Genomic DNA, 21,914 nt, shown 5'->3' with positions numbered 1-21,914 from the left:
CATGCCTGTGTCGTCCATGAGCAGCCGGGCGGTTTCACTTCGCCAGTGCCTGCGCGGTAACGTGCGCAGGTTGAGCGTTGTGCTTGCGCTCGCCCTGCCGGTGCCTGCGATAGCCGCCACAACTCCCTGTGAGTTGCCGGCCTGGCCACTGTGGCAAACCTACGCAACGCGCTTCGTCCAGGCCGACGGCCGGGTTCTGGAATCGAGCCTGGAGAATAATCACAGCACTTCTGAAGGGCAATCCTACGGCATGCTCTTCGCACTGATCGGCAACGATCAGCCACGCTTTGACAAACTCTGGCGCTGGACATCAGCCAACCTCGCAGGCTCCGCCACCGCCACTCGCCTGCCAGGCTGGTTATGGGGGCAAGACACCGACGGTCAGTGGCGCCTGCAAGACGCCAATTCGGCTGCCGACGCCGACCTGTGGATCGCCTACGCCCTGCTCGAGGCCGCAAGACTGTGGCATCGGCCGGACTATCGCCAGGATGCCCTGCACCTGATGGCGACGATTGAAGCGCAATTGGTCGTCACGCTGCCCGGGCTGGGTCCGATGGTATTGCCTGGACCACAGGGCTTCATCCTGCCGGATGCTCTCTGGCGCCTGAACCCCAGCTACCTGCCACTGCCACTATTACGGCGGCTGGCCAAGGAAGCTCCCAACGGCCCCTGGCAAGCGATTGCCAACAACACCGCGACGATGATTGCCCAATCAAGCCACCACGGTTTTGTCGCTGACTGGGTCGGTTATCAAGGCACTTCAGCGCAATCGGGTGTCTTCGTCAGCGACCCGATCAACGGCGACACGGGTAGCTACGATGCCATTCGCGCGTACCTCTGGCTGGGCATGAGCGACGCCTCCGAACCGCTGGCAGCGCTCCTGCTCAAACGGCTGGACGGCATGGCTCGCAGCACTGTCGCGACGGGTTACCCCCCGGAAACAGTCCGGATTCTCCACGGCAGTGTCCAGGGTCAGAGCCCGTTTGGATTCTGGGCTGCACTGATTCCCTACCTTGAGGCCAAGGGGCATCCCCGGTTGGCCGATCAACAACGCCAGCGCGTGGAGCTCGCCTTGCAAGAGGCGCTGGCCAGGCCTGATGCCGACGCCAGTCCGCCGCGTTACTACAACTTCATGCTTAGCCTGTTCGCGCTCGGCTGGGCAGATAAACATTACCGATTCCGGGAAGACGGAACGCTGAAACTCTCCTGGGAGACCGCATGCACGCGCACCACCGCACGCTAGCCATCGCCGTCATGAGCGCATGGACGGCTGCTGCACACGCTCAAAGTCCGACGCCACAGACGTTACTCGTCGAGCAAGGGCATTACTGGCAGTCGCACAACAACCCTCAACGCGCTACGGAAGTCTGGCAGAAAGTCCTGCTGCTGGACCCGGTCCAGGTTGACGCACTCTATGGCCTGGGCTTGATCGGCGTGCAACAGGGCAAGCCACAACAGGCGCAGCAATACCTCGCCCGCTTGCAGGCCATCCAGCCAACGCCTCGGCAGGCTCTGCAATTGGCGCAGGACATCGGCGTGGCCCAACCGCAGAACCAGCAGCGCCTGGAGGAGGCTCGGCGCCTCGTCGATGCCGGTGAGCGTGACAAGGCGACCGCCGTGTTTCGCTCGCTGTTCGATGGCCGCCCACCTCAAGGTACGATCGGCCGCGAGTATTACAACAACCTTGCCTTCAATCAGGCTGACTGGGCTGAAGCGCGCAGCGGGTTCCAGCGCCTGCAACGTGAGATGCCCAACGACTCGATCGTCGCGCTGTTTTACGCCAAGCATCTGGTCCGTCGTGAAGACAGCCGTGCCGAGGGCATTCGTGCACTGGCCGCGCTGACCCAGCGTACCGACATTGCCGGTGATGCCGACGAAAGCTGGCGACTGGCACTGACCTGGATCGGTCCGCCCAATCCGGCACAAGTACCGTTGTTCGAGGCGTACCTCAAGACGCATCCGGATGACGTGGAAATCCGCGCGCAGATGAACAAGGGCAAGCAACAGCCGGCAACGACGGCCAGCAAGGAATGGCAACCGCCCGCCGAAGTCGCGCGCGGCCTGAAGGCGCTCAAAGCAGGCGACCAGGCCACCGCCGAACAGGCGTTTCAAGCACGCTTGAAAACCCAGCCCGATGACGCTGACGCGCTGGGCGGCCTTGGAGTTATTCGCCAGCAGCAACAGCGACTGGCCGAAGCGGAAAAGCTCCTGGGGCAGGCCACGCGACAACACAACGGCAGCCGCTGGCAAGTGGCGCTGAACGAAGTGCGCTACTGGTCTGCGTTGCAGCAGGCCCGCGATGCCCAGGCCAAAGGCCAGACAGCCCAGGCACAGGCCTTGGTGAACCAGGCGCTGCGGCAGAATCCAAACGGGGCGGATGCTCTCCTCGCCCTGGCGGATATTCAGGCCAGCGCGGGCCAGTTCGATGAGGCTCAGCGCAACTATCGGCAAATTTTGAATCTGCGCCGCGACGACCCTCGAGCACAGGAAGGGTTGGTCAATGTGCTGCTCAAGAGCGGCAAGAACGATGAAGCCCTGCAACTGATCAACAGCCTGCCAGCCACCGGACAGGCAAAGACCGGCCAGTCCGCACGCCTGCAAGCCTTGCGCGCGACACAACTGGCCGCCCTCGCCGAACAACGCAACGACCTGCCCGCTGCGCGCAACGCCTTGCAAGACGCGCTGCGCGTTGAGCCGGACAACATCTGGACACGTTTCGCCCTGGCCCGCCTGAACCTGGCAATGGGCGAACCGCAAAAGGCTCGGGACCTGATCAACACCATGCTCCAGGCCCACCCCGACAATGCCGATGCGCTTTACGTCAGCGCCTTGCTGTCGGTCCAGATGGGTGAGTGGAAAGCCGCCCAGGCAACCTTGGGACGCTTGCGCCCCGACCAGCGCACCCCGGACATGGAAGCACTGGCCGCTGATGTCAGCCTCAACCTGCAACTCAGCCAGGCGATCGGGTTGGGCAAGCGCGGACAGCGCCAGGAAGCCCTGACCTTGCTCGATCGTACTCAGCCGACGGCCAACAACAGTCCAGATCGCACGGCGAGCCTGGCCTCGGCCTATGTCGAGATCGGCGAGCCGACCCGAGCGCTGGCCCTCATGCGCGGCCAGTTGCAACACACCGCTGCGCCCTCGGCGGACTTCATCCTGCAATACGCCTCGGTCCTGCTTGAGTCCGGGGAAGACGCCCAGGTCAACGAGATTCTGCGCGACCTTCAGAACAAGCCCTTGAACGCACCGACTCGCAAGCGTTTCGACGACCTGCTCCATCTCTATCGCATCCGCCAGGCTGACCATCTACGCGAACAAGGCAATCTGGCCAGCGCGTATGACACGCTGGCGCCCGCGCTGGCGCAACGTCCCGGTGACAGCGCCGCCGTCGCGGCGCTGGCACGAATGTATTCGGCCAACGGCGACACGGCAAAAGCCCTCGAACTCTACAAGCCGCTGTTACAACGTCAGCCAAACGACCCACAACTGCTGTTGGGTGCCGCCGACGCGGCGGTGTTGGCACATGACACAGGCTTTGCCGAACAGGTACTGCAACAGCTGCTCAAGACCGAATCCGGTAACCCTCAAACGCTGACCGAGGCCGCACGCCTCTACCAGAACATGGGCAAGACCGGCATGGCGGCCGATCTGCTGCGCAAGGCAGTGGCCATCGAACAGAGCGAGAAACGCAGAAACCAGAGCGGCCAACTGGCCGGGTCGACGGTGGCACCCAACCCTTTTGCGGGGGTGTCGGGGCCACGTAGCGAGGTCAGTCGCGACGCCTTGCTGGCAGCGATCCCGCCACCGGCTCAGGAAATGCCGGGCAGCGTGAGGTCTACCTCCCCTTTTGGCATCGACGCCCTGCCAAGGCCCCAGCAGGCGAGCAATCCATTCGAGTCGCAGCTGCCGCGCGCAGCACTGGTGAGTGAAGACATCAGCCCCGCGCAACTGGCGCTGAATAAAATCCTTCAGGAGCGCAGTGCCTACGTCACCCAGGGCGTGAGCATTCGCAGCAACAACAGTGAGTCGGGGTTGAGCAAGCTGACCGATATTGAAACGCCGCTGGAAATCAATATCCCGCTGGATGAAAGCCGCGTCGCCCTGCGCGTGACACCGGTCTCGCTGAACGCCGGCAGTGCCAGCGGCGAAGCATTGCAGCGCTTCGGTAGCGGTGCGCAGAGCGAAGGCGCCGGCTCGCAAAAAGCCGAGGGTGTCGGTCTTTCCGTCGCTATCCAACGGCCCGCGGAAGGGCTCAAGGCCGATCTCGGCACCACCCCGCTCGGCTTCAAATACTCCACCGCCACGGGCGGCATCAGCGTTGATCGCCCCATAAGCGACTCCTCTAATGTCCGCTACGGGGTGAGCGTTTCCCGGCGTCCGGTGACTGACAGCGTCACCTCGTTTGCCGGTACCACGGACAAACGCAGCGGGCAGTCCTGGGGCGGTGTGACCGCCAACGGCGGGCGCGGCCAGTTGAGCTATGACGACAGTGAAGTCGGCGCCTATGGCTACGCCTCCTGGCACCAGCTATTGGGCAACCATGTCGAATCCAACAGCCGCAGTGAACTGGGCAGCGGCATCTACTGGTACCTGCAAAATGCAACGGACAGCAAGCTGACCGTCGGCCTGAGCATGACCGGCATCAGCTACGCGAACAATCAGGACTATTTCACCTATGGCCACGGCGGCTATTTCAGTCCGCAGACGTTCTTCGCCCTGGGCGTACCGGTGACCTGGGCACAACGCACCGGGCGCTTGACGTATCAAGTCAAGGGCTCGGTCGGCGTGCAGCATTTCGAGCAAGACAGTGTCGACTATTTCCCGACCGACAAAGCCCTGCAGGCGGCCTCGGGCCTGCGTTACGCCGGGCAAAACAAAACCGGGATCGGCTACAGCGTCGCCGCAGCGGCTGAATACAAGGTCGCTTCGAACTTCCTGCTGGGCGCCAATCTGGGCCTGGACAACGCCCACGACTACCAACAATTCAGCGGCGCCCTGTCTTTGCGTTACCTGTTCGAGGACATCAGCGGCCCCATGAGCTTGCCGGTCAGTCCGTACGCCTCACCTTATTCCAACTGATCATTCTGGAGTTTCCGATGCCCACTTCTGCCCTTGCCGGCCTGACGCTCCTTGTTCTTGGGGAGAGCCATATGAGCCTCGCGGACCATTTGCTGGAGCCGCTGCACGACAACCTGACTCGCCAAGGCGCCCTGGTTCACTCCATCGGTGCCTGTGGCGCCAGCGCCGGCGACTGGCTGATCAGTAAAAAGGTCGACTGCGGTGCCGAGCGCAAAGGCAACGACAAGATGGTGATCAAGGGTCGTGACGCCACCACCACACCGATCCAGGACCTGATCGCCGCCGACAAGCCCGACCTGGTGGTACTGGTCATCGGCGACACCATGGCGTCCTACGACAAGCCCGTGTTTCCGAAGGCCTGGGCATGGCAAAGCGTCACCGGCCTGGCCAAGGCCATCGCGGCCACCGGGACCCGTTGCGCCTGGGTGGGCCCGGCCTGGGGCAAAGCCGGTGGCATGTACCAGAAGAATGATGCCCGCACCCAGTTGATGTCGCAGTTTTTAGCCGCGAACGTGGCGCCTTGCACCTACATCGATTCGCTGACGTTCTCCAAACCCGGGCAGTGGATCACCACCGATGGGCAGCACTTTACCGTTGCCGGTTATCAAGCCTGGGGCACTGCGATTGGTGGTGCGTTGGCCAAGTTGCCCGCCGACACCGTCAGCAGCACAGGAGCCGGCAAATGACTCGATCCGCATGTGGCTGGGCGCTGTTCGCGCCCTTGATGCTGAGCCTGCACGCCCAGGCCGCCGACATTGCCCTGTACCCGACGGGCCCGGATCAGGACTCGGCCTTCGTGCGCTTTATCAACGCCGCCGACCGCCCCTTGCAGCTGCTGGCCGAAGGCTCGCGGGCCAGCCTCAGGCTCGAGGATTCGAATGCCGTGTCCGACTACCTGCCCGTGCCCGCCAACCAGCCGATCAAGGGCACCCTGGAACGCAACGGCAAAAGCCAGCCGCTGGACATCCAGGTGGCAGCAGGCGAATTCGCCAGTGTGATCGCTTTGCCAGATAGCGCTCAAGGTATCCGTCAGGTCGTCATCCGTGAGCAACCCGACGATTTCAATAGCCTGAGAGCCTCGCTGGCGTTTATCAGTGCCGATCCAGCGTGCACCCAGGCCGGTTTGCGTGCTGCGGGGAAAAACACCGACCTGTTCAAGGAGGTGGCCGACGGCAGCGTGCAACGCCGAGCGATCAACCCGGTCAGCCTGTCGGTTCAATTGGTCTGCGCCCAAACCAATGTCGGTGCGCCACTTGACCTCGGCCAGCTCAAGGCCGGCGAGCGCTACAGCGTTGTGCTGCTGCCTGGTGCAAATGGCCCGCACCTGTTGCTCGCGACTGACGTCCTGGCCCACTGATCGGATCGCGCCACCACCATGGTTTTTGCCTCTCTCGAGTTTCTGACGTTGTTCCTGCCGCTGTTCTTGTGCAGCTATGCAGTGTGCCCAGCCGCCTGGCGCAACGTCACGTTACTGATCGGCAGCTGGCTGTTCTATGGCTGGTTGAGCCCTCGGTTCCTCGCAGTGCATGTGGTGCTAACGATCACGGCGTGGGCCGGCGGCTTGCTGATTGACGCCTTGCGGGAAAAAGACAAGCGCCGCGTGCGGCTACTCGTGACATTGATCGTGCTCAACACGGCGGTGCTGTGCTGGTACAAGTACGCCAACATCGTCGCCGGTACGTTGATCGATGCCCTTGCCTGGTCTGGCGCCATGCCGCTGGACTGGCAGCGAGTCATCATGCCGGCCGGGCTATCGTTTATCGTCTTGCAGGCGATTTCCTATCTGGTGGATGTACACCGCCGCACCGTGCCGGCCGAACGCAGCTTCATTAATTACGCCACCTATATTTCGATGTTCGGCCATTCGGTCGCCGGTCCCATCATTCGCTATGACTGGGTTCGGCGTGAGCTGAATCAGCGTCACTTCAACTGGCAGAATTTCTCGCTGGGCGCACGCCGGTTCATGGTCGGGATGAGCATGAAGGTCCTGGTGGCCGACACCCTGTCGCCGGTGGTCGATGTGGCGTTCAATGTGCAGAACCCAAGTTTCTCTGACGCCTGGATCGGCTGCCTTGCCTACTCCTTGCAACTGTTCTTCGACTTCGCCGGCTACAGCGCCATGGCCATTGGCCTTGGATTGATGCTGGGCTTCCACTTTCCCGAGAACTTCAACCGTCCCTATCTGGCCAACAGCATCCAGGACTTCTGGCGCCGCTGGCATTTGTCGCTGTCCAGCTGGCTGCGTGACTATCTGTATATTTCGCTGGGTGGTAATCGCAACGGCACCTGGAAAACCTATCGCAACCTGTTCCTGATCATGGCTATCGCCGGCCTCTGGCACGGTGGCGATAGCTGGAATTATCTGCTGTGGGGCAGCGCCCATGGCATTGCGTTGTGTGTGAATCGTGTCTGGAACAGCTCTACCCTGCCCCCGTTACAGCCAGTGTTTTCCCATGGGCTGACCCTGCTGTTCGTCTGCCTGGCCTGGACACTGTTCCGCGCCCCCGACTTTCATAGCGCGCTGAGCCTGTATGCCGGACAGTTCGGCCTGCAGGGCATTGCCCTCGGTGACGAACTGTCCGCGACCCTACGCCCGGTACACGGCCTTGCGGGTTTGCTGGGGGTGTTCGGTGTCGTTGCACCGTTGTTGCACCCTTACTGTGAGAAACGACTGGGCGGCCTATTGCTCCACACCACCGCCCTTTGGCCCATCGCCGGTTTCATGCTGTCGTTCGCACTGATCGCCAGTCGCGAAACCGTACCCTTCCTGTACTTCCAATTCTGATGACAACCCTAAAGCCTCCCCCGCTCCCTACTCAGCCAGATGATTTGGCGATTCGCAGCAGTCGGTTGGCAGGCGTGGCGCTGCTGATATTCCTGTTCGTCGGACTGCTGTCCTCTGGCCGTCTGATCGTTTCAGGGCAGATCTCACTGTTACCCGGTGAAGTGCAGACCTCGCAGATTCTTGACGGCGATATCACTCATCGACTCGCCAAGGAACTGTCGAACGCTCACCTCCCCACGACCTTCGCCAAGCTGGAGCGCGGAGTCAGTTGGCTGCTCCTCAGTGACACCGGGCCGAGGGTTCGCTCAGGTTGTCCTGGCTGGTTGTTTTTGGCCGATGAGCTCAAGGTTAATCATCAAGCGCAGCGCAATGCCGATGCCAAAGCCCAGGCCGTGATTGATCTAAAGCAGCAGCTCTCCCAGCGTGGTATCAGCCTGCTGGTGGTCATCGTTCCAGACAAGAGCCGCATCGCTTCCGAGCAGCGTTGCACACTGCACCGCCCAGCCGCTCTCGAAGGACGCATCCAGGCCTGGACCTCAAAGCTGGATGCGGGCGGCGTGTCGAATCTGGACCTCACCGCGGCGCTGACGCCACTGGGGGCCAGTGCCTGGTTGCGCACCGATACGCACTGGAGCGAATCCGGCGCGAAAACGGCGGCCGATGCCATCACACAGCGCCTGAAGACCCTGGGCATCAGCGCCACGCCAAGCAGGTCGTTCAATGAACGTCATGCCCCGCTCGCAGTTCGACCTGGCGATCTGGTCCATCTGGCGGGCATCGACTGGCTGCCGCTCAAATGGCAACCCGCACCTGACATGGTCGCCCAAACCAGCACCCACGAACTTCCCGTTACGTCGGCCGCCAACCCTGACACTGAGGCAGACCTTTTTGGCGATGCCGACCTCCCCAACACCGCGCTCATCGGCACTTCATTCTCACGCAACTCCAACTTCGCAGGGTTTCTGCAGCAGGCACTGGGCGCCCCCGTGGGTAACTTCGCCAAAGACGGTGGAGCGTTCTCTGGCGCTGCAAACAGCTACCTCAACAACCCGGCTTCCAAAGAAACGCCGCCAAAGCAAATCATCTGGGAAATCCCGGAGCGGGACCTGCAATCGGCGTACGTCGACCCCATTGCCTATCGCTCTTTGCGGTAGGCAATCACACCTGGCTGAAGGCAATCTTCGCCAGCTCGCCCCGTGTGTTCAGGGCATTTCTCTCGATTGTTACCATCTTCGCAACAGTGTTTCTCCTTTCCGGCAAATGACAATTTGTCGCAGGGCTCGCTTTTTTTGATATCTTTGCGCAATTAACCAAATAGTTAACAACTATTTTCAGACTTGCCTTCACTGCTCTTAACCCTCCCCACAAACGTTCATGCGTCAGTAGGATCATGCAACATGACTAAGTCTCGACCTTCGGCATCCGTCAGCCGCTGGCCCATCTGGGTCGTCGCCTTCGGTGTGCTGGTATTTGGATTATTCTTCGCAGCAGGTGGTGGCTACCTCGCCACGCTGGGCGGCAGCTGGTACTTCCTGCTCGCCGGTTTCGGTTTGATCGTCTCTGCCGTACTGCTCTTCAAGCAGCGTCTGCAAGGTGCCTGGCTGTTCGCGGCGGTGATGGTGCTGACCGTGATTTGGGCGCTGGCCGATGTCGGACTGAATTTCTGGCCACTGATCTCTCGCTTGTTCGCCCTGGGCGTGCTGAGCCTGTTGGTGGCATTGGTCTACCCCCATCTGCGCAAGGCCAATAGCCTGGCCAGCGGTCGCAGTGGCTACGCTCTGAGCGGTGTGCTGGCAGTCGCCATCGTTGCAGGTGGTGCCGGTATGTTCGTACCCCATGCCCCTGTTTCGCCGACCGGTGACGGCCCTGGCCTGACCACGGTCGACCCTGCCAAGGCCCAGAAAAACTGGGAACACTACGGTAACGACGAAGGTGGCGGCCGCTTCGCTGCTCTGGACCAGATCAACCGTAGCAACGTCTCGAAGCTGGTGCCGGCATGGACCTACAATACCGGGGACATCGCGATCAGCGACGGCAATGGCGCCGAAGATCAGATGACGCCGTTACAGGTTGGCGACAAGGTGTTCATCTGCACCCCGCACAACAACCTCATCGCACTGGATGCCGACACCGGTAAACAGCTGTGGAAAAACGAGATCAACGCCAAGACCCGTGTTTGGCAACGTTGCCGCGGTATCGCCTACTTCGACGCTACCGCTGCGCTCGCCCAGCCTGCTGACGGCAGCACACCTGTCAAACCCGTGTCGATACCGGCCGGCGCCAACTGCCAGCGCCGTCTGCTGACCAACACCATCGATGCGCGCCTGATTGCAGTGGACGCAGATACAGGGGAGTTCTGCCAGGGCTTCGGTAACAACGGCCAGGTTGATCTGAAAGCAGGTCTTGGTGACGTCCCTGATTCCTATTACCAGCTGTCATCGGCACCGCTGATGGCCGGGACCACCGTGGTCGTCGGCGGCCGTGTCGCCGACAACGTCCAGACCGACATGCCAGGTGGCGTGATCCGTGGTTTCGACGTCGTCACCGGCGAGATGCGCTGGGCATTCGACCCGGGCAACCCCGAAGACAAGCAGGCTCCGGCGGCCGGCAGCACCTACGTGCGCAGCACGCCCAACAGCTGGGCACCGATGTCCTACGACCCGGCAATGAACACCGTGTTCTTGCCGATGGGCAGTTCGTCCACCGACATCTACGGTGTGGAACGTACGGCACTGAACCACAAGTACGGCGCTTCCGTTCTTGCACTGAACGCAACAACCGGCGAAGAAAAGTGGGTCTACCAAACCGTCCACAACGACCTGTGGGACTTCGACCTGCCCATGCAGCCAAGCCTGATCGACTTCACCAAAGCCGACGGCAGCAAGGTGCCCGCCGTAGTGATCGGCACCAAAGCCGGCCAGATCTTCGTGCTTGACCGCGCCACCGGCAAACCGCTGACCAAGGTGGAAGAGGTTCCGGTCAAAACCTCGAACATCCCGAACGAACCTTACTCGCTGACTCAGCCGAAATCGGTGGGCATGCCAGCGATCGGCGCGCAAACGCTGACCGAGTCGGACATGTGGGGGGCAACGCCGTTCGATCAACTGCTCTGCCGTATCTCGTTCAAGAAAATGCGTTACGACGGGCTGTACACCGCACCAGGCACCGATATCTCGCTGAGCTTCCCGGGCTCGCTGGGAGGGATGAACTGGGGTGGTATCTCGACTGACCCGGTACACGGTTTTATCTTCGTCAACGACATGCGTCTGGGCCTGTGGATCCAGATGATTGCGGCGCAGAAAGATGCCAAGACCTCTTCCGGTGGTGAAGCACTGAACACCGGCATGGGCGCAGTACCGCTCAAAGGCACCCCGTATGCAGTGAACAAGAACCGCTTCCTGTCGGTTGCCGGCATCCCTTGCCAGGCACCGCCTTTTGGCACACTGACCGCGATCGACATGAAAACCCAGAAAGTCGCGTGGCAAGTGCCGGTCGGCACCGTCCAGGACACTGGCCCGTTGGGTATCAAGATGCATCTGCCGTTGCCGATCGGCATGCCGACGCTGGGTGGTACGCTCTCTACCCAGGGCGGCCTGGTGTTCATCGCCGGTACACAGGACTACTACCTGCGCGCCTTCAACTCCGCCAACGGACAAGAGGCCTGGAAAGCCCGGCTACCCGTGGGCAGCCAGGGTGGCCCGATGACGTATGTGTCGCCGAAAACAGGCAAGCAGTACGTTGTCATCACCGCGGGTGGTGCGCGTCAGTCGCCCGATCGCGGCGATTATGTGATCGCTTACGCGCTGCCTGATAGCAAGTAACCTGTAACAACAAAAAGCCGCTGCCGCCCTGTGAGGGTGGCAGCGGCTTTTTTGTTGTCTGCACGCTTGGCCCGTTGAACTCGCTGGCTCGGCGCGAAGCGGGTTTTAAAAATCGAAGAACACCGTTTCACCCTCCCCCTGAATACGTATGTCGAAACGATAAGCCGCCTTGCCATCCACCTCGCAACGCTGCGCTATCAGCGTTTCGCGACGCTGCGGTTGCTCGATCAGATTAAGCACCGGGCACGTCGAGTTGGCTTGTGGCTCATCGGCAAAGTACAGCCGGGTTTGCAGGTGAATATTGATCCCGCGGGCAAACAGCGACACATTGATGTGCGGCGCCATCGGCACCCCGGCGGCGTTCTTCACCACGCCCGGCTTGATGGTATTGAGTGTCCACTCCCCTGCATCGAAGGTGGTGGCGGTTCGGCCGAAACTGTTGAAGGTTTTTTCCGAGTCGAAGACCGGGTCGTAAACCCCTTCATGGTTGGCCTGCCAAAACTCCAGGAACGAGTCTCGCACCAGGTGACCGTTGCCGTCATAGACATGACCGATCAGCAGAATCTGTTCGCCCTCGGCACCCGGCTTGGCCATCTGATTCCAGATTTCTTCCGGCCGTGTCGGGTTGCCGGCAGCCTCTAGGGCCAGACCGATATGCACATAGGGGCCGGCCGTTTGCGAAGGGGTTTCGGGTAGCAGTTCGATAGGCATGGACGGACTCCTCAGCAGTTTTCGAAGTGGGTCTTGCGCTGGCCGCGCAGCACGATGTCGAAGCGATAGGCCAGGCAATCCATCGGATTGGCATTACCCATGTCGAGCCGGGCGATCAGGCTCTGTACCGCCTCTGGATTGGCGATCGACTTGACGATCGGGCACATCGGGATCAGTGGATCGCCTTCGAAATACAGCTGGGTGATCAGGCGCGTGGCGATCGATGGTCCGCTGATGGAGAAATGGATGTGCGCCGGGCGCCAGTCATTCGGACCGTTGCGCCAAGGATACGGACCGGGTTTCACGGTGCGGAAGCTGTAGTAGCCGTCACGGTCAGTCAGAGCCCGGCCGACACCGCCGAAATTCGGGTCCAGTGGTGCCAGGTAGCGATCATTCTTGTGCCGGTAGCGACCACCGGCGTTGGCCTGCCACATCTCCACCAGGGTATGCGGGATGGGCTTGCCATATTGATCACAGACCCGGCCGGAAACGACGATCCTCTCGCCGACCGGCAGCCCACCATTATTGAAGTTGAGTAGCAGGTCGTTATCGAACCGCCCCATCTTCAGGTGAGAGAAATCCGGGCCGCTGGTTTCGCTGGCCGACTGGGGGATGCTCACCAAGGCTTGGCGTGGAGAACGGGCGACAGAGGTTTTGTAATCAGGGGTCAGGGCTTTGGGGTGCCAATTACGGTCACGAATAACGAAACGACTGCTGTCTGCATCAGACATGTCGATCTCCTGTTGTTTGATTTATGGAGCACTACCTGCGCAGTTTCAAACAACAGAAGGCTGGGGAATATTGAAAAGCCACCCTCAACACATAACCAAATGGTTATGGATAAGACCCTTCGCGATACGCCTGCCCTACCTCGCGCAGCACCTCGACGCACCACTGGGCCGCCAGTGACAACGGCAAGCTGGCGTTACTGGAAATCCCCACCGAACCACCCGGTTCGCGCTGCCCCAGGTTGATCTCAAGCAGTTCGCCGCTTGCCAGATCCAGGCGCACGGCATCCAGAGGCGCGATCCAGATCGCCTCGCTGGACAACACATAACGACGGCTCAGGGTCACGGACAAGGTTTCCAGACGCTGCCGCGACTGGCTGATGCCACATTGCACGAACAGGCTATCGGCATATTTGCGAATCGTCGTTCCTGCCAGCGGCAGCACCAGCGGGAAATCTTCCAGGGCGCTACGCTCCAGTGACTCGGCCAGCAAGGGATGATCGGGACGCACCACCAGTGTCATGGATTCACTGTACAGATGCTCGAAGGTCAGCCCCTGAATCTCCGGGCTATCGGTCATACGGCCGACCACCAGGTCCACGTCACCCACCCGCAACTGCGACAACAAATAGGCGCTTGGCCCGGTCACCACACTCACCACCAGCGCCGAATGGCGCTCGTGCAAGCGCCGTACAACCTCAGGCACCAGCAAACTTTCCACTGTCGACAACACGCCGAGTCGAACCGTGCCTGCCGCATATTCGCCACCGCGCAAGGTGTTCACCCCATCGCGCAGCGCCTGCACCGAAGGCCCGGCATAACGCAAAAAGGCAACCCCGGCTTCGGTCAGGTTCACACCACTTTTACTGCGTATAAACAGACTTGCCGCCAGCAGTTCCTCCAGCTCCTTGAGCGTCTTCGACATCGCTGGCTGACTCACCGCCAACACATCCGCCGCCCGCGCCAGACTGCCCTGACGAGCCATTTCGAGAAAGCACACGAGGTGACGGAATTTGATGCGGGTGTCGATGTTCACTACGGAGCCCCGTGAGGTTGCCTCATTGGTATCGAAACGTTTGCAGGCAATCTTAGCGTGCGCTCAATTTCCTGGTGATCGGATGGTGGCAATGGACTTTTTTGACTTGCTCGGAGGGGATGTCAAATACAGGACATTGCGTCAATCAGGGCTTGATGTTCTTCAATTTATTGAGCAGTTCCAGCAACTGCTCAAGCGACTCCGCGCCGAACTGCTCCTGAATCTTCAAGTAGTTGCTTTCCATCCCCGCACTCATGTCGACGAAACACTGCTGCCCCTGCTCGGTCAGGGCGATGAATACCCGGCGCTGATCTTCGGACGACTTCCTGCGCCGGACGATACCGTCGCGCTCCAGCCGGGACAGCACGCCGGTCATGCTCGGTTTGAGGATGCATGCCAGATTAGCCAGTTGATGGCTTTCCAGTTCGCCGTGCTGACGCAAGATACGGATCACCCGCCATTGCTGTTCAGTCAGATCATGTTCGTTGAGCAACGGCCGGAAAAATGCCATGGCTGCTTCGCGGGCCTGCAACAAGGTGAGCGTAAGGGACGGTCTGGGGGTCGGCATGGTTCACGCGGAAAAAGAGGTCGAAGCCTCAAAGCTTAGAGTCGGCACAGAGTGCATGCAACATCCCCTCTGCAGCACATCATTAACTTATAAACAAATCAATGATCTCAGATAAAAAATAATCGCCACCACCCCTGCTTTTTCTGAAAAAACTGAAAAAAACGCTACGAAAATAATAGATAAGATGTTAACTATATGACACCCCTTACCGAATAGGGGGTGATACCTACAAAAACAACAAAAGGACCCCCCTCATGCATTCGTGCCTCCTTCGCACGGCGGCAAGCGTTGCCCTGTGCGCCGCGTTTAGCCCGTTTAGCGCTCACGCTGATTTTGTCCAGGACAGTAAAGCCAGTTTGGACCTGCGCAATTTCTACATGAACCGAGACTTTCGTCAGAGCAACGCACCACAGAATAAGGCCGAAGAGTGGGCCCAGGGTTTTGTATTACGCCTGGAGTCGGGCTACACCGACGGCATGGTCGGTTTCGGGGTCGATGCCTTGGGCGAACTCGGGGTGAAACTTGACTCCAGTCGCGATCGTCGAGGCACCGGCTTGCTGCCCTTTGGCGCCAGCCAGCAACCAGAGGACAGCTACAGCGAATTGGGCCTGACCGCCAAGCTGCGAACATCGAAGACCGTGCTCAAACTCGGCACCCTACAGCCGCAACTGCCCGTGGCCGCCTATAACGACACCCGACTGCTGCCCTCAACCTACAGCGGTGAGCTGGTCACCTCCCAGGAAGTCGACGGCCTGACCCTGAATCTGGGCCGCCTGGAAAAGCAGAACCTACGAGACTCCTCCAGCAATGACGAGATGAGTTACGCCGGTGTGCAAAGCAGCCATCTCGATCTGGCCGGTGGCACCTACGCGATCAATCCACACCTGGCAGCGACCTATTATTACGCCCGGATGCAGGACATCTACAGCCAGCACTTCATCGGTCTGGTGCATGAATTGCCCTTGGCAGAAGGTGTGAATCTGCGCAGCGATTTGCGCTATTTCGATACTCGCGAACAAGGCAACCATGAATTGCGCAGTCCATCCAGGGTCGATGGCGGCAAGATCGACAACCGTTTTTTCAACGGCATGGTAAGCCTGTCGATGGGTGCCCATAAATTCGGCCTGGGGTACCAGAATCTCTCCGGAGACGGCGACTTCGCCTTTCCGGGCCTGGACCCATATTCAGTAAACCTGGTGACCATCAACGTCTTCACCAAGGCCGAGACCGACGCCTGGCAGGCGCGTTACGACTACAACTTCGCGGCCCTGGGCCTGCCTGGGCTGACCTTCATGACTCGCTATGTCGACGGCTCTCATGTGCAAACCTCCACCGTGCGTAACGGTCGGGAATGGGAGCGTGACACCGACCTGGTTTACACGGTGCAGAGTGGTCCGCTGAAGAACGTCAATGTGCGGCTACGCAACGCCACTCTTCGCTCAAGCAACGGCCTGACCAGCGATATAGACGAAAACCGGATCATCATCGGCTACAGCCTGGCCTTGTGGTGAGCCGCCCATGAAAAGTGCAATCGGTTCCCTGTAAAAGCCATTTTTCAGGGCACCGGCTGCGACCATGATTGCTCGACAAACACTCGGCGCCTATCGAGAAGCAAACATGGCTACCTCAGCGCAAACCCGACTGCCGCAGGCGGTACTCCCCAGGGGTCACCAGCGCATAACGCTGGAAAAACCGACTGAAATAGGCCGGGTCCTTGAAGCCCAGCTGGTAGCAGATTTCATTGGCCGAACTGCCAGTGAACAACAACAGACGCTTGGCCTCCTGCATCAGCCGTTCAAGGATCAAACGTTTGGACGGCAGGTCGGCAATGCGCCGGCAGACATCGTTGAGCCGTGCCTCGGTAACACCAATGCCATCGGCATAGCGCGACAGCGGCCAGTGCTGCAGGTAATGGTCTTCGATCAATTCGTTGAAGCGGTGGAAGATCCGCAAGTCTTCATGGCGTGCCGGGCGGGCTTCCAGGGAATTGGCGCACAGCCTGAGCAGGCTGATCACGATCAATCGCGTCAGGCTCTCCAAGGCCGCCCCCCGCCCTGGCTTGTCGCCGTTGATCTCGTTGCACAGTTCCTCGAACAGAAACTCCAGTCTCCTGACCTCGGGCTGGAACTGTGGTGCCAGCCCCGCCAATGCCACGCAAGCCGCTGGCAACTGCGAGCCCGGCGCCAGACTCGGATCGGCATCGATCAACTGCCAGACCAGTTGCTGGCGCACCGTCAACACATGCCCGTCGGCGTCCGCTTCGGTGACGAAGGAATGGGCCACCGTCGGTGGCGTGAGGAAAAACATCGGTCCCGACTCGAGGTATTGCTGGTCATCCAGATAGACCCGCACCGCACCGCTCTTCACGTAATGCACCTGGAAGAACCGGTCGTGTCGGTGCACGGGCATATTGCGGCCGAAGAACTCAGCCAGATTGCCGAGTTTGTCGTAGTGCACTTCGGCATCGCTGTAACGCTGGTCGTAGACCTGACCGATGTTGATATTGGGGATCGGCTGACGATCGATCATCGCTCGGTTCTCTTTCTTGTTTGCGTGTTGGCAGTGCAAGGACTTTCATCCTGCGCCGGTTTGCGGCGGCTAACCACTGCCAGCGCATTTTGCCACGCTTGACGATTGTTAACATATTAATTATAACGTTAACAGGTTAACGAATATTTCGCGAAGCAGTCACTGCTCCGCCATTGCCAGGAGAAAAGCATGAGCCGTGCCCTGCATGATGTTGCGAACGGCACCCTGTTCGGCGTTGCGCTGAACTATCAAGGGTTGCTGAACCAACGTATCGCCGAATTCGGGCAAGCGCCTTACCAGAAACCGCCGGTTAAACCGGTGCTGTTCATCAAGACGCCCAACACCCGCAATGGCCATGACCGCGCGGTGATTCATCCGCAAGGTGAACGCCTGCAACCGGGGCCTGCACTGGGTGTGGTGATCGGTAAAAGCGCCAGCCGGGTCAGCATCGAGAATGCGCTGGAACATGTGGCCGGCTACACCATCGTCAATGAGTTCAGCCTGCCGGAAGACAGCTACTACCGCCCGGCGGTGAAAGCCAAGTGTCGTGACGGCTTCTGCTCGCTGGGCCCGGAATTGGTGGGCCGTGACCAGCTCGCCGATCCGCATCAGTTGAGTCTGAAACTGTTCGTCAACGGTGAACTGCGCCAGGAAAACTCCACGGCCAACTTTGTCCGCAGCATTCCCCAGTTGATCGCCGAAATCAGCGAATTCATGACCCTCCACGAAGGCGATGTGCTGATCACAGGCACCCCTGAAGGCCGTGTCGATGTCCAGCCCGGTGACACCGTCGAAGTCGAAATCAGCGGCCTGGGCCGCCTCGTCAACCACATCGTGGCCGAGTAACAGGAGCTTCCATGAAACACGCCCGTATCCGCTTTGAAGGTGAAGTCCACCTCGTCCATGTCGAAGAGCACAACGCCGTGCGCCTGGCCGACGGCCGCCTGCTGGCCGAAGAACAAGTGCAATGGCTGCCACCGGCCACCGGCAGCATGTTCGCCCTGGGCCTGAACTACGCCGACCACGCCGCCGAGTTGGCCTTCAAGCCGCCCACCGAGCCCCTGGCGTTCATCAAGTCCCCGGGCACCTACACCGGCCATAACCAGGCTACATGGCGCCCGGACAACGTCGCCTATATGCACTACGAGTGCGAACTGGTCGCCGTCATCGGCAAGCCCGCGCGTAACGTCAAGCGTGAAGACGCCCTCCAGTACCTGGCCGGCTACACGGTGTGCAACGACTACGCGATCCGTGACTACCTGGAAAATTACTACCGGCCCAACCTGCGGGTGAAGAACCGCGATGCCACGACGCCGGTCGGTCCGTGGATCGTCGACGTCGCCGACGTGCCGGACCCGAGCAACCTGAAACTGCGCACCTGGATCAACGGTGAGTTACGTCAGGAAGGCTCGACCTCCGACATGATTTTCGACATCCCTTACCTGATCGAATACCTGTCCAGCTTCATGACCTTGCAGCCCGGCGACATGATCGCTACGGGCACGCCGGAAGGTCTGGCCGATGTGGTTCCAGGCGATGAAGTGATTGTGGAAGTGGAAGGCGTGGGTCGCCTGGTTAATCGAATTGTTAGCGAAGCGGAATTCTTCTCCGCCGGAAAGAGGCTTGAGCAACATGATCAAACACTGGATCAACGGCCGTGAGGTCGAAAGCAAAGACGTTTTCGTCAACTACAACCCGGCCACCGGTGAAGCCATCGGCGAAGTCGCCAGCGGCGGCGCCGAAGAAGTCGCTCAGGCCGTAGCCGCGGCCAAGGAAGCCTTCCCCAAGTGGGCTAATACGCCAGCCAAGGAACGTGCCCGACTGATGCGCAAGCTCGGTGAGCTGATCGAGCAGAATGTCCCGCGTCTGGCCGAACTGGAAACGCTGGACACGGGCCTTCCGATCCATCAGACCAAAAATGTGTTGATCCCCCGCGCTTCGCACAACTTCGATTTCTTCGCCGAAGTCTGCACCCGCATGGACGGTCACTCTTACCCCGTCGACGACCAGATGCTCAACTACACCCTGTATCAGCCGGTGGGTGTTTGCGGTCTGGTGTCACCGTGGAACGTGCCGTTCATGACTGCCACCTGGAAAACCGCGCCGTGCCTGGCACTGGGCAATACTGCGGTGCTGAAGATGTCCGAGCTGTCCCCGCTGACAGCCAACGAACTCGGTCGTCTGGCTGTTGAGGCCGGCATTCCCAATGGCGTGCTCAACGTCATCCAGGGTTACGGAGCCACCGCCGGTGACGCACTGGTTCGGCACCCGGATGTGCGCGCAATTTCGTTCACCGGAGGTACCGCCACCGGCAAGAAAATCATGCAGACCGCCGGCCTCAAAAAATACTCCATGGAACTCGGCGGCAAGTCACCAGTGCTGATCTTTGAAGATGCGGACCTGGAGCGCGCCCTCGACGCCGCACTGTTCACCATCTTCTCGCTGAACGGCGAACGCTGCACCGCTGGTAGCCGGATCTTCATTCAGGAAAGCGTTTACCCTCAGTTCGTCGCCGAGTTTGCTGCCCGCGCGAAACGCTTGATCGTCGGCGATCCACAGGACCCGAAGACTCAGGTCGGCTCGATGATCACTCAGGCCCACTACGACAAGGTCACTGGCTACATCAAGATCGGCATCGAGGAAGGCGCCACCCTCCTCGCCGGTGGTCTGGAACGTCCGGCCAACTTGCCGGCGCACCTGAGTAAAGGCCAGTTCATTCAGCCGACGGTGTTCGCCGACGTGAACAACAAGATGCGTATCGCCCAGGAAGAGATCTTCGGTCCGGTGGTGTGCCTGATTCCGTTCAAGGACGAAGCCGAGGCCCTGCAACTGGCCAACGATACCGAGTATGGCCTGGCGTCTTACATCTGGACCCAGGACATCGGCAAGGCCCATCGCCTGGCCTACGGCATCGAAGCCGGCATGGTGTTCATCAACAGTCAGAACGTGCGGGACTTGCGTCAGCCGTTCGGTGGTGTGAAAGGTTCCGGTACCGGACGCGAAGGCGGCCAGTACAGCTTTGAGGTGTTCGCCGAAATCAAGAACATCTGCATTTCCATGGGCAGTCATCACATCCCGCGTTGGGGTCTCTGAACAGCCGATGGTCGCTGCTGAAGGCAGCGATGGGCCGCGCATCGGCTCATCGCAGCCTTCACTGGCCACCAGATTGAATCGAATAACAACAATTTCAGGAGAATCATCATGGGCGAAGTCGTCCTGGCCGCGAAAATCTGCCATGTACCCTCGATGTACCTGTCGGAACTGCCCGGCAAGCATCACGGTTGTCGCGAGGCGGCAATTGCCGGACACAAGGAAATCGGCCGTCGCGCCCGCGAGCTCGGTGCCGACACCGCCGTGGTGTTCGACGTGCACTGGTTGGTCAACAGCGGCTATCACGTCAACTGCGGCGAGCATTTCAAGGGCATCTACACCAGCAACGAACTGCCGCACTTCATCAAGAACATGGAGTACGAGTACCCGGGTTGCCCAGCGTTGGGCGAGCTGATCGCCACCGAGGCCAATCAGGCCGGGGTGCGCACCATGGCCCACAACATCCCGAGCCTGGAGTTGGAATACGGCACTCTGGTACCTATGCGCTACATGCACATGGGCGTCCCGGACGAGCAGAAGTTTGACGTGATCTCCATCGCCGCCTGGTGCGCCTGGCATCGCCTGGAAGACAGCTTCGCCTTCGGCGCTGCCGTGCGCCGGGCCATCGATAGGAGCGACCGCAAGGTGCTGGTGCTGGCCTCCGGCTCGCTGTCCCACCGTTTCTCCGACGACCGTGAAGCCGAAGCCAACATTCACAACTGGACCCGTGAATTCGACAAGCAGATGGACCTGCACGTGGTCGAGATGTGGAAGCAAGGTCGCTTCAAGGAGTTCTGCGCAATGCTCCCGGACTACGCCGAGCACTGCTTCGGCGAAGGCAAGATGCACGACACCGCGATGCTCCTCGGACTGCTTGGCGGGCCCGAGTACAACAAACCGGTGGAAGTACTGACCGAGCCCTTCGGCAGTTCAGGCACTGGCCAGATCAACGCCATTTTCCCTCTCTGAGGTACCAGACAGGAACTGGCGTAGCAGCTGTCGAGCGGAGCGAGGCGGCGTCCGAGGACGTAGTCCTCGTAAAACCGGTGCTCTCGATTTACCTGAAACACAGAGGTGTATGGGGTTACGACTGCTTCGCAGCCGGACGCTGCCTCGCTCCGCTCGACAGCTGCTACGCGATGCGAAACATCAACGTTACGGGAGACTCACATGCCTCATTTCATTGCTGAATACACCGACAACATCGAACAACAAGCCGACTTGCCCAGCCTGTTCGAAAAAGTCCACGCCTCCCTCGGCGACAGCGGCGTGTTCCCCCTGGGCGGCATCCGCAGTCGTGGAGTGCGCCTGGACACCTGGCGCATGGCTGATGGCAAGCACGATTACGCCTTCGTCCATATGACCCTCAAGGTCGGTCACGGACGAGATCTGCCGACCCGACAGACAGTCGCACAAACACTGTTCAACGTAATCACCGAGCACTTCGCCGAACTGCAGTCGCAACGGCTGCTGGCGCTGTCGTTCGAGATGATCGAGCTGCACCCCGAACTGAATTTCAAGCAGAACAACGTCCATGCCTTCTTGAAGAACCAGGCGGGCTGATTCA

The 21,914-nt window shown here is 60.2% G+C and carries 18 protein-coding genes; 13 read left to right on the top strand and 5 right to left on the bottom strand.

The window, feature by feature from the left end; translation table 11 throughout:
- Position 1: 1 nt before the first annotated feature.
- From bcsZ to LOY28_RS12485, 7 genes are all read left to right on the top strand, one after another.
- The gene (gene bcsZ / locus LOY28_RS12515; RefSeq protein WP_258613946.1) at positions 2-1,243 is read left to right on the top strand and encodes a cellulose synthase complex periplasmic endoglucanase BcsZ; all 1,242 of its coding nucleotides are present in this window, start codon (positions 2-4) and stop codon (positions 1,241-1,243) included.
- On the top strand, positions 1,219-5,079 hold the full coding sequence (locus LOY28_RS12510; protein ID WP_258613945.1) for a cellulose biosynthesis protein BcsC: 3,861 nt from the start codon (positions 1,219-1,221) through the stop codon (positions 5,077-5,079). The genes bcsZ and LOY28_RS12510 overlap by 25 nt, the downstream gene beginning before the upstream one ends.
- A gap of 17 nt (positions 5,080-5,096) precedes the next feature.
- Positions 5,097-5,765, top strand: a complete 669-nt coding sequence (locus tag LOY28_RS12505) for an SGNH/GDSL hydrolase family protein (RefSeq protein ID WP_026286561.1) — start codon at positions 5,097-5,099, stop codon at positions 5,763-5,765.
- Positions 5,762-6,436, top strand: coding sequence for an alginate O-acetyltransferase AlgF (locus tag LOY28_RS12500; protein WP_258613943.1), 675 nt, complete (start codon positions 5,762-5,764; stop codon positions 6,434-6,436). Before LOY28_RS12505 ends, LOY28_RS12500 begins: the two co-directional genes overlap by 4 nt.
- A gap of 18 nt (positions 6,437-6,454) precedes the next feature.
- Entirely contained in the window at positions 6,455-7,864 is a 1,410-nt protein-coding gene (locus LOY28_RS12495) for an MBOAT family protein (protein ID WP_258613942.1), read from the top strand.
- The gene (locus LOY28_RS12490) at positions 7,864-9,018 is read left to right on the top strand and encodes an alginate O-acetyltransferase AlgX-related protein (protein ID WP_064617408.1); all 1,155 of its coding nucleotides are present in this window, start codon (positions 7,864-7,866) and stop codon (positions 9,016-9,018) included. The genes LOY28_RS12495 and LOY28_RS12490 overlap by 1 nt, the downstream gene beginning before the upstream one ends.
- Before the next feature lie 243 nt (positions 9,019-9,261).
- Positions 9,262-11,685, top strand: a complete 2,424-nt coding sequence (locus LOY28_RS12485; protein ID WP_258613941.1) for a glucose/quinate/shikimate family membrane-bound PQQ-dependent dehydrogenase — start codon at positions 9,262-9,264, stop codon at positions 11,683-11,685.
- Positions 11,686-11,790: 105 nt separating this feature from the next.
- On the opposite strand, the gene pcaG is transcribed toward LOY28_RS12485, so the two are convergent.
- The 4 genes from pcaG to hpaR form a co-directional block, all read right to left on the bottom strand.
- The gene (gene pcaG / locus LOY28_RS12480; protein ID WP_258613940.1) at positions 11,791-12,396 is read right to left on the bottom strand and encodes a protocatechuate 3,4-dioxygenase subunit alpha; all 606 of its coding nucleotides are present in this window, start codon (positions 12,394-12,396) and stop codon (positions 11,791-11,793) included.
- 11 nt (positions 12,397-12,407) lie between these two features.
- Entirely contained in the window at positions 12,408-13,127 is a 720-nt protein-coding gene (pcaH, locus tag LOY28_RS12475; RefSeq protein WP_258613939.1) for a protocatechuate 3,4-dioxygenase subunit beta, read from the bottom strand.
- A gap of 103 nt (positions 13,128-13,230) precedes the next feature.
- On the bottom strand, positions 13,231-14,160 hold the full coding sequence (gene pcaQ, locus LOY28_RS12470) for a pca operon transcription factor PcaQ (RefSeq protein ID WP_258613938.1): 930 nt from the start codon (positions 14,158-14,160) through the stop codon (positions 13,231-13,233).
- A 145-nt stretch (positions 14,161-14,305) separates the two neighbouring features.
- The gene (gene hpaR / locus LOY28_RS12465) at positions 14,306-14,728 is read right to left on the bottom strand and encodes a homoprotocatechuate degradation operon regulator HpaR (protein WP_026286558.1); all 423 of its coding nucleotides are present in this window, start codon (positions 14,726-14,728) and stop codon (positions 14,306-14,308) included.
- A gap of 254 nt (positions 14,729-14,982) precedes the next feature.
- Between hpaR and LOY28_RS12460 the strand changes: the two genes are divergently transcribed.
- On the top strand, positions 14,983-16,239 hold the full coding sequence (locus LOY28_RS12460; protein WP_018927926.1) for an OprD family porin: 1,257 nt from the start codon (positions 14,983-14,985) through the stop codon (positions 16,237-16,239).
- Between the two features lie 115 nt (positions 16,240-16,354).
- On the opposite strand, the gene hpaA is transcribed toward LOY28_RS12460, so the two are convergent.
- A complete protein-coding gene (hpaA, locus tag LOY28_RS12455) occupies positions 16,355-17,257 on the bottom strand; it encodes a 4-hydroxyphenylacetate catabolism regulatory protein HpaA (protein ID WP_018927925.1) in 903 nt (300 codons plus the stop codon).
- 189 nt (positions 17,258-17,446) lie between these two features.
- On the opposite strand from hpaA, the gene LOY28_RS12450 reads away from it, so the two are divergent.
- From LOY28_RS12450 to LOY28_RS12430, 5 genes are all read left to right on the top strand, one after another.
- A complete protein-coding gene (locus tag LOY28_RS12450) occupies positions 17,447-18,103 on the top strand; it encodes a fumarylacetoacetate hydrolase family protein (RefSeq protein WP_028940811.1) in 657 nt (218 codons plus the stop codon).
- Positions 18,104-18,114: 11 nt separating this feature from the next.
- Complete coding sequence (locus LOY28_RS12445; protein WP_258613936.1) at positions 18,115-18,918, top strand: fumarylacetoacetate hydrolase family protein; 804 nt, start codon at positions 18,115-18,117, stop codon at positions 18,916-18,918.
- Positions 18,890-20,350 carry a 5-carboxymethyl-2-hydroxymuconate semialdehyde dehydrogenase gene (gene hpaE / locus LOY28_RS12440; RefSeq protein WP_258613933.1) on the top strand — a complete coding sequence of 487 codons (1,461 nt, stop codon included), beginning with the start codon at positions 18,890-18,892 and terminating at the stop codon, positions 20,348-20,350. The genes LOY28_RS12445 and hpaE overlap by 29 nt, the downstream gene beginning before the upstream one ends.
- Before the next feature lie 108 nt (positions 20,351-20,458).
- The gene (gene hpaD, locus LOY28_RS12435; protein ID WP_018927921.1) at positions 20,459-21,316 is read left to right on the top strand and encodes a 3,4-dihydroxyphenylacetate 2,3-dioxygenase; all 858 of its coding nucleotides are present in this window, start codon (positions 20,459-20,461) and stop codon (positions 21,314-21,316) included.
- A 201-nt stretch (positions 21,317-21,517) separates the two neighbouring features.
- Positions 21,518-21,910, top strand: a complete 393-nt coding sequence (locus tag LOY28_RS12430) for a 5-carboxymethyl-2-hydroxymuconate isomerase (protein ID WP_018927920.1) — start codon at positions 21,518-21,520, stop codon at positions 21,908-21,910.
- Positions 21,911-21,914: the final 4 nt, after the last annotated feature.

The sequence above is a fragment of the Pseudomonas sp. B21-017 genome, from assembly GCF_024749245.1.
Lineage (GTDB): Bacteria > Pseudomonadota > Gammaproteobacteria > Pseudomonadales > Pseudomonadaceae > Aquipseudomonas.
The sequence above is the reverse complement of the archived record's forward strand: the minus strand, read 5'-3'. Positions and strand labels throughout refer to the sequence as shown.

What these genes read in the sequence shown, in the direction of transcription:
- pcaH (WP_258613939.1), bottom strand. Translation starts at nt 13,127, where the DNA reads ATGTCTGATGCAGACAGCAGTCGTTTCGTTATTCGTGACCGTAATTGG.
- hpaA (WP_018927925.1), bottom strand. Translation starts at nt 17,257, where the DNA reads ATGATCGATCGTCAGCCGATCCCCAATATCAACATCGGTCAGGTCTAC.
- LOY28_RS12490 (WP_064617408.1), top strand. Translation starts at nt 7,864, where the DNA reads ATGACAACCCTAAAGCCTCCCCCGCTCCCTACTCAGCCAGATGATTTG.
- LOY28_RS12495 (WP_258613942.1), top strand. Translation starts at nt 6,455, where the DNA reads ATGGTTTTTGCCTCTCTCGAGTTTCTGACGTTGTTCCTGCCGCTGTTC.
- LOY28_RS12450 (WP_028940811.1), top strand. Translation starts at nt 17,447, where the DNA reads ATGAGCCGTGCCCTGCATGATGTTGCGAACGGCACCCTGTTCGGCGTT.
- hpaR (WP_026286558.1), bottom strand. Translation starts at nt 14,728, where the DNA reads ATGCCGACCCCCAGACCGTCCCTTACGCTCACCTTGTTGCAGGCCCGC.
- bcsZ (WP_258613946.1), top strand. Translation starts at nt 2, where the DNA reads ATGCCTGTGTCGTCCATGAGCAGCCGGGCGGTTTCACTTCGCCAGTGC.
- LOY28_RS12460 (WP_018927926.1), top strand. Translation starts at nt 14,983, where the DNA reads ATGCATTCGTGCCTCCTTCGCACGGCGGCAAGCGTTGCCCTGTGCGCC.
- LOY28_RS12430 (WP_018927920.1), top strand. Translation starts at nt 21,518, where the DNA reads ATGCCTCATTTCATTGCTGAATACACCGACAACATCGAACAACAAGCC.
- hpaD (WP_018927921.1), top strand. Translation starts at nt 20,459, where the DNA reads ATGGGCGAAGTCGTCCTGGCCGCGAAAATCTGCCATGTACCCTCGATG.
- LOY28_RS12505 (WP_026286561.1), top strand. Translation starts at nt 5,097, where the DNA reads ATGCCCACTTCTGCCCTTGCCGGCCTGACGCTCCTTGTTCTTGGGGAG.
- LOY28_RS12510 (WP_258613945.1), top strand. Translation starts at nt 1,219, where the DNA reads ATGCACGCGCACCACCGCACGCTAGCCATCGCCGTCATGAGCGCATGG.
- LOY28_RS12485 (WP_258613941.1), top strand. Translation starts at nt 9,262, where the DNA reads ATGACTAAGTCTCGACCTTCGGCATCCGTCAGCCGCTGGCCCATCTGG.
- LOY28_RS12500 (WP_258613943.1), top strand. Translation starts at nt 5,762, where the DNA reads ATGACTCGATCCGCATGTGGCTGGGCGCTGTTCGCGCCCTTGATGCTG.
- pcaG (WP_258613940.1), bottom strand. Translation starts at nt 12,396, where the DNA reads ATGCCTATCGAACTGCTACCCGAAACCCCTTCGCAAACGGCCGGCCCC.
- LOY28_RS12445 (WP_258613936.1), top strand. Translation starts at nt 18,115, where the DNA reads ATGAAACACGCCCGTATCCGCTTTGAAGGTGAAGTCCACCTCGTCCAT.
- hpaE (WP_258613933.1), top strand. Translation starts at nt 18,890, where the DNA reads ATGATCAAACACTGGATCAACGGCCGTGAGGTCGAAAGCAAAGACGTT.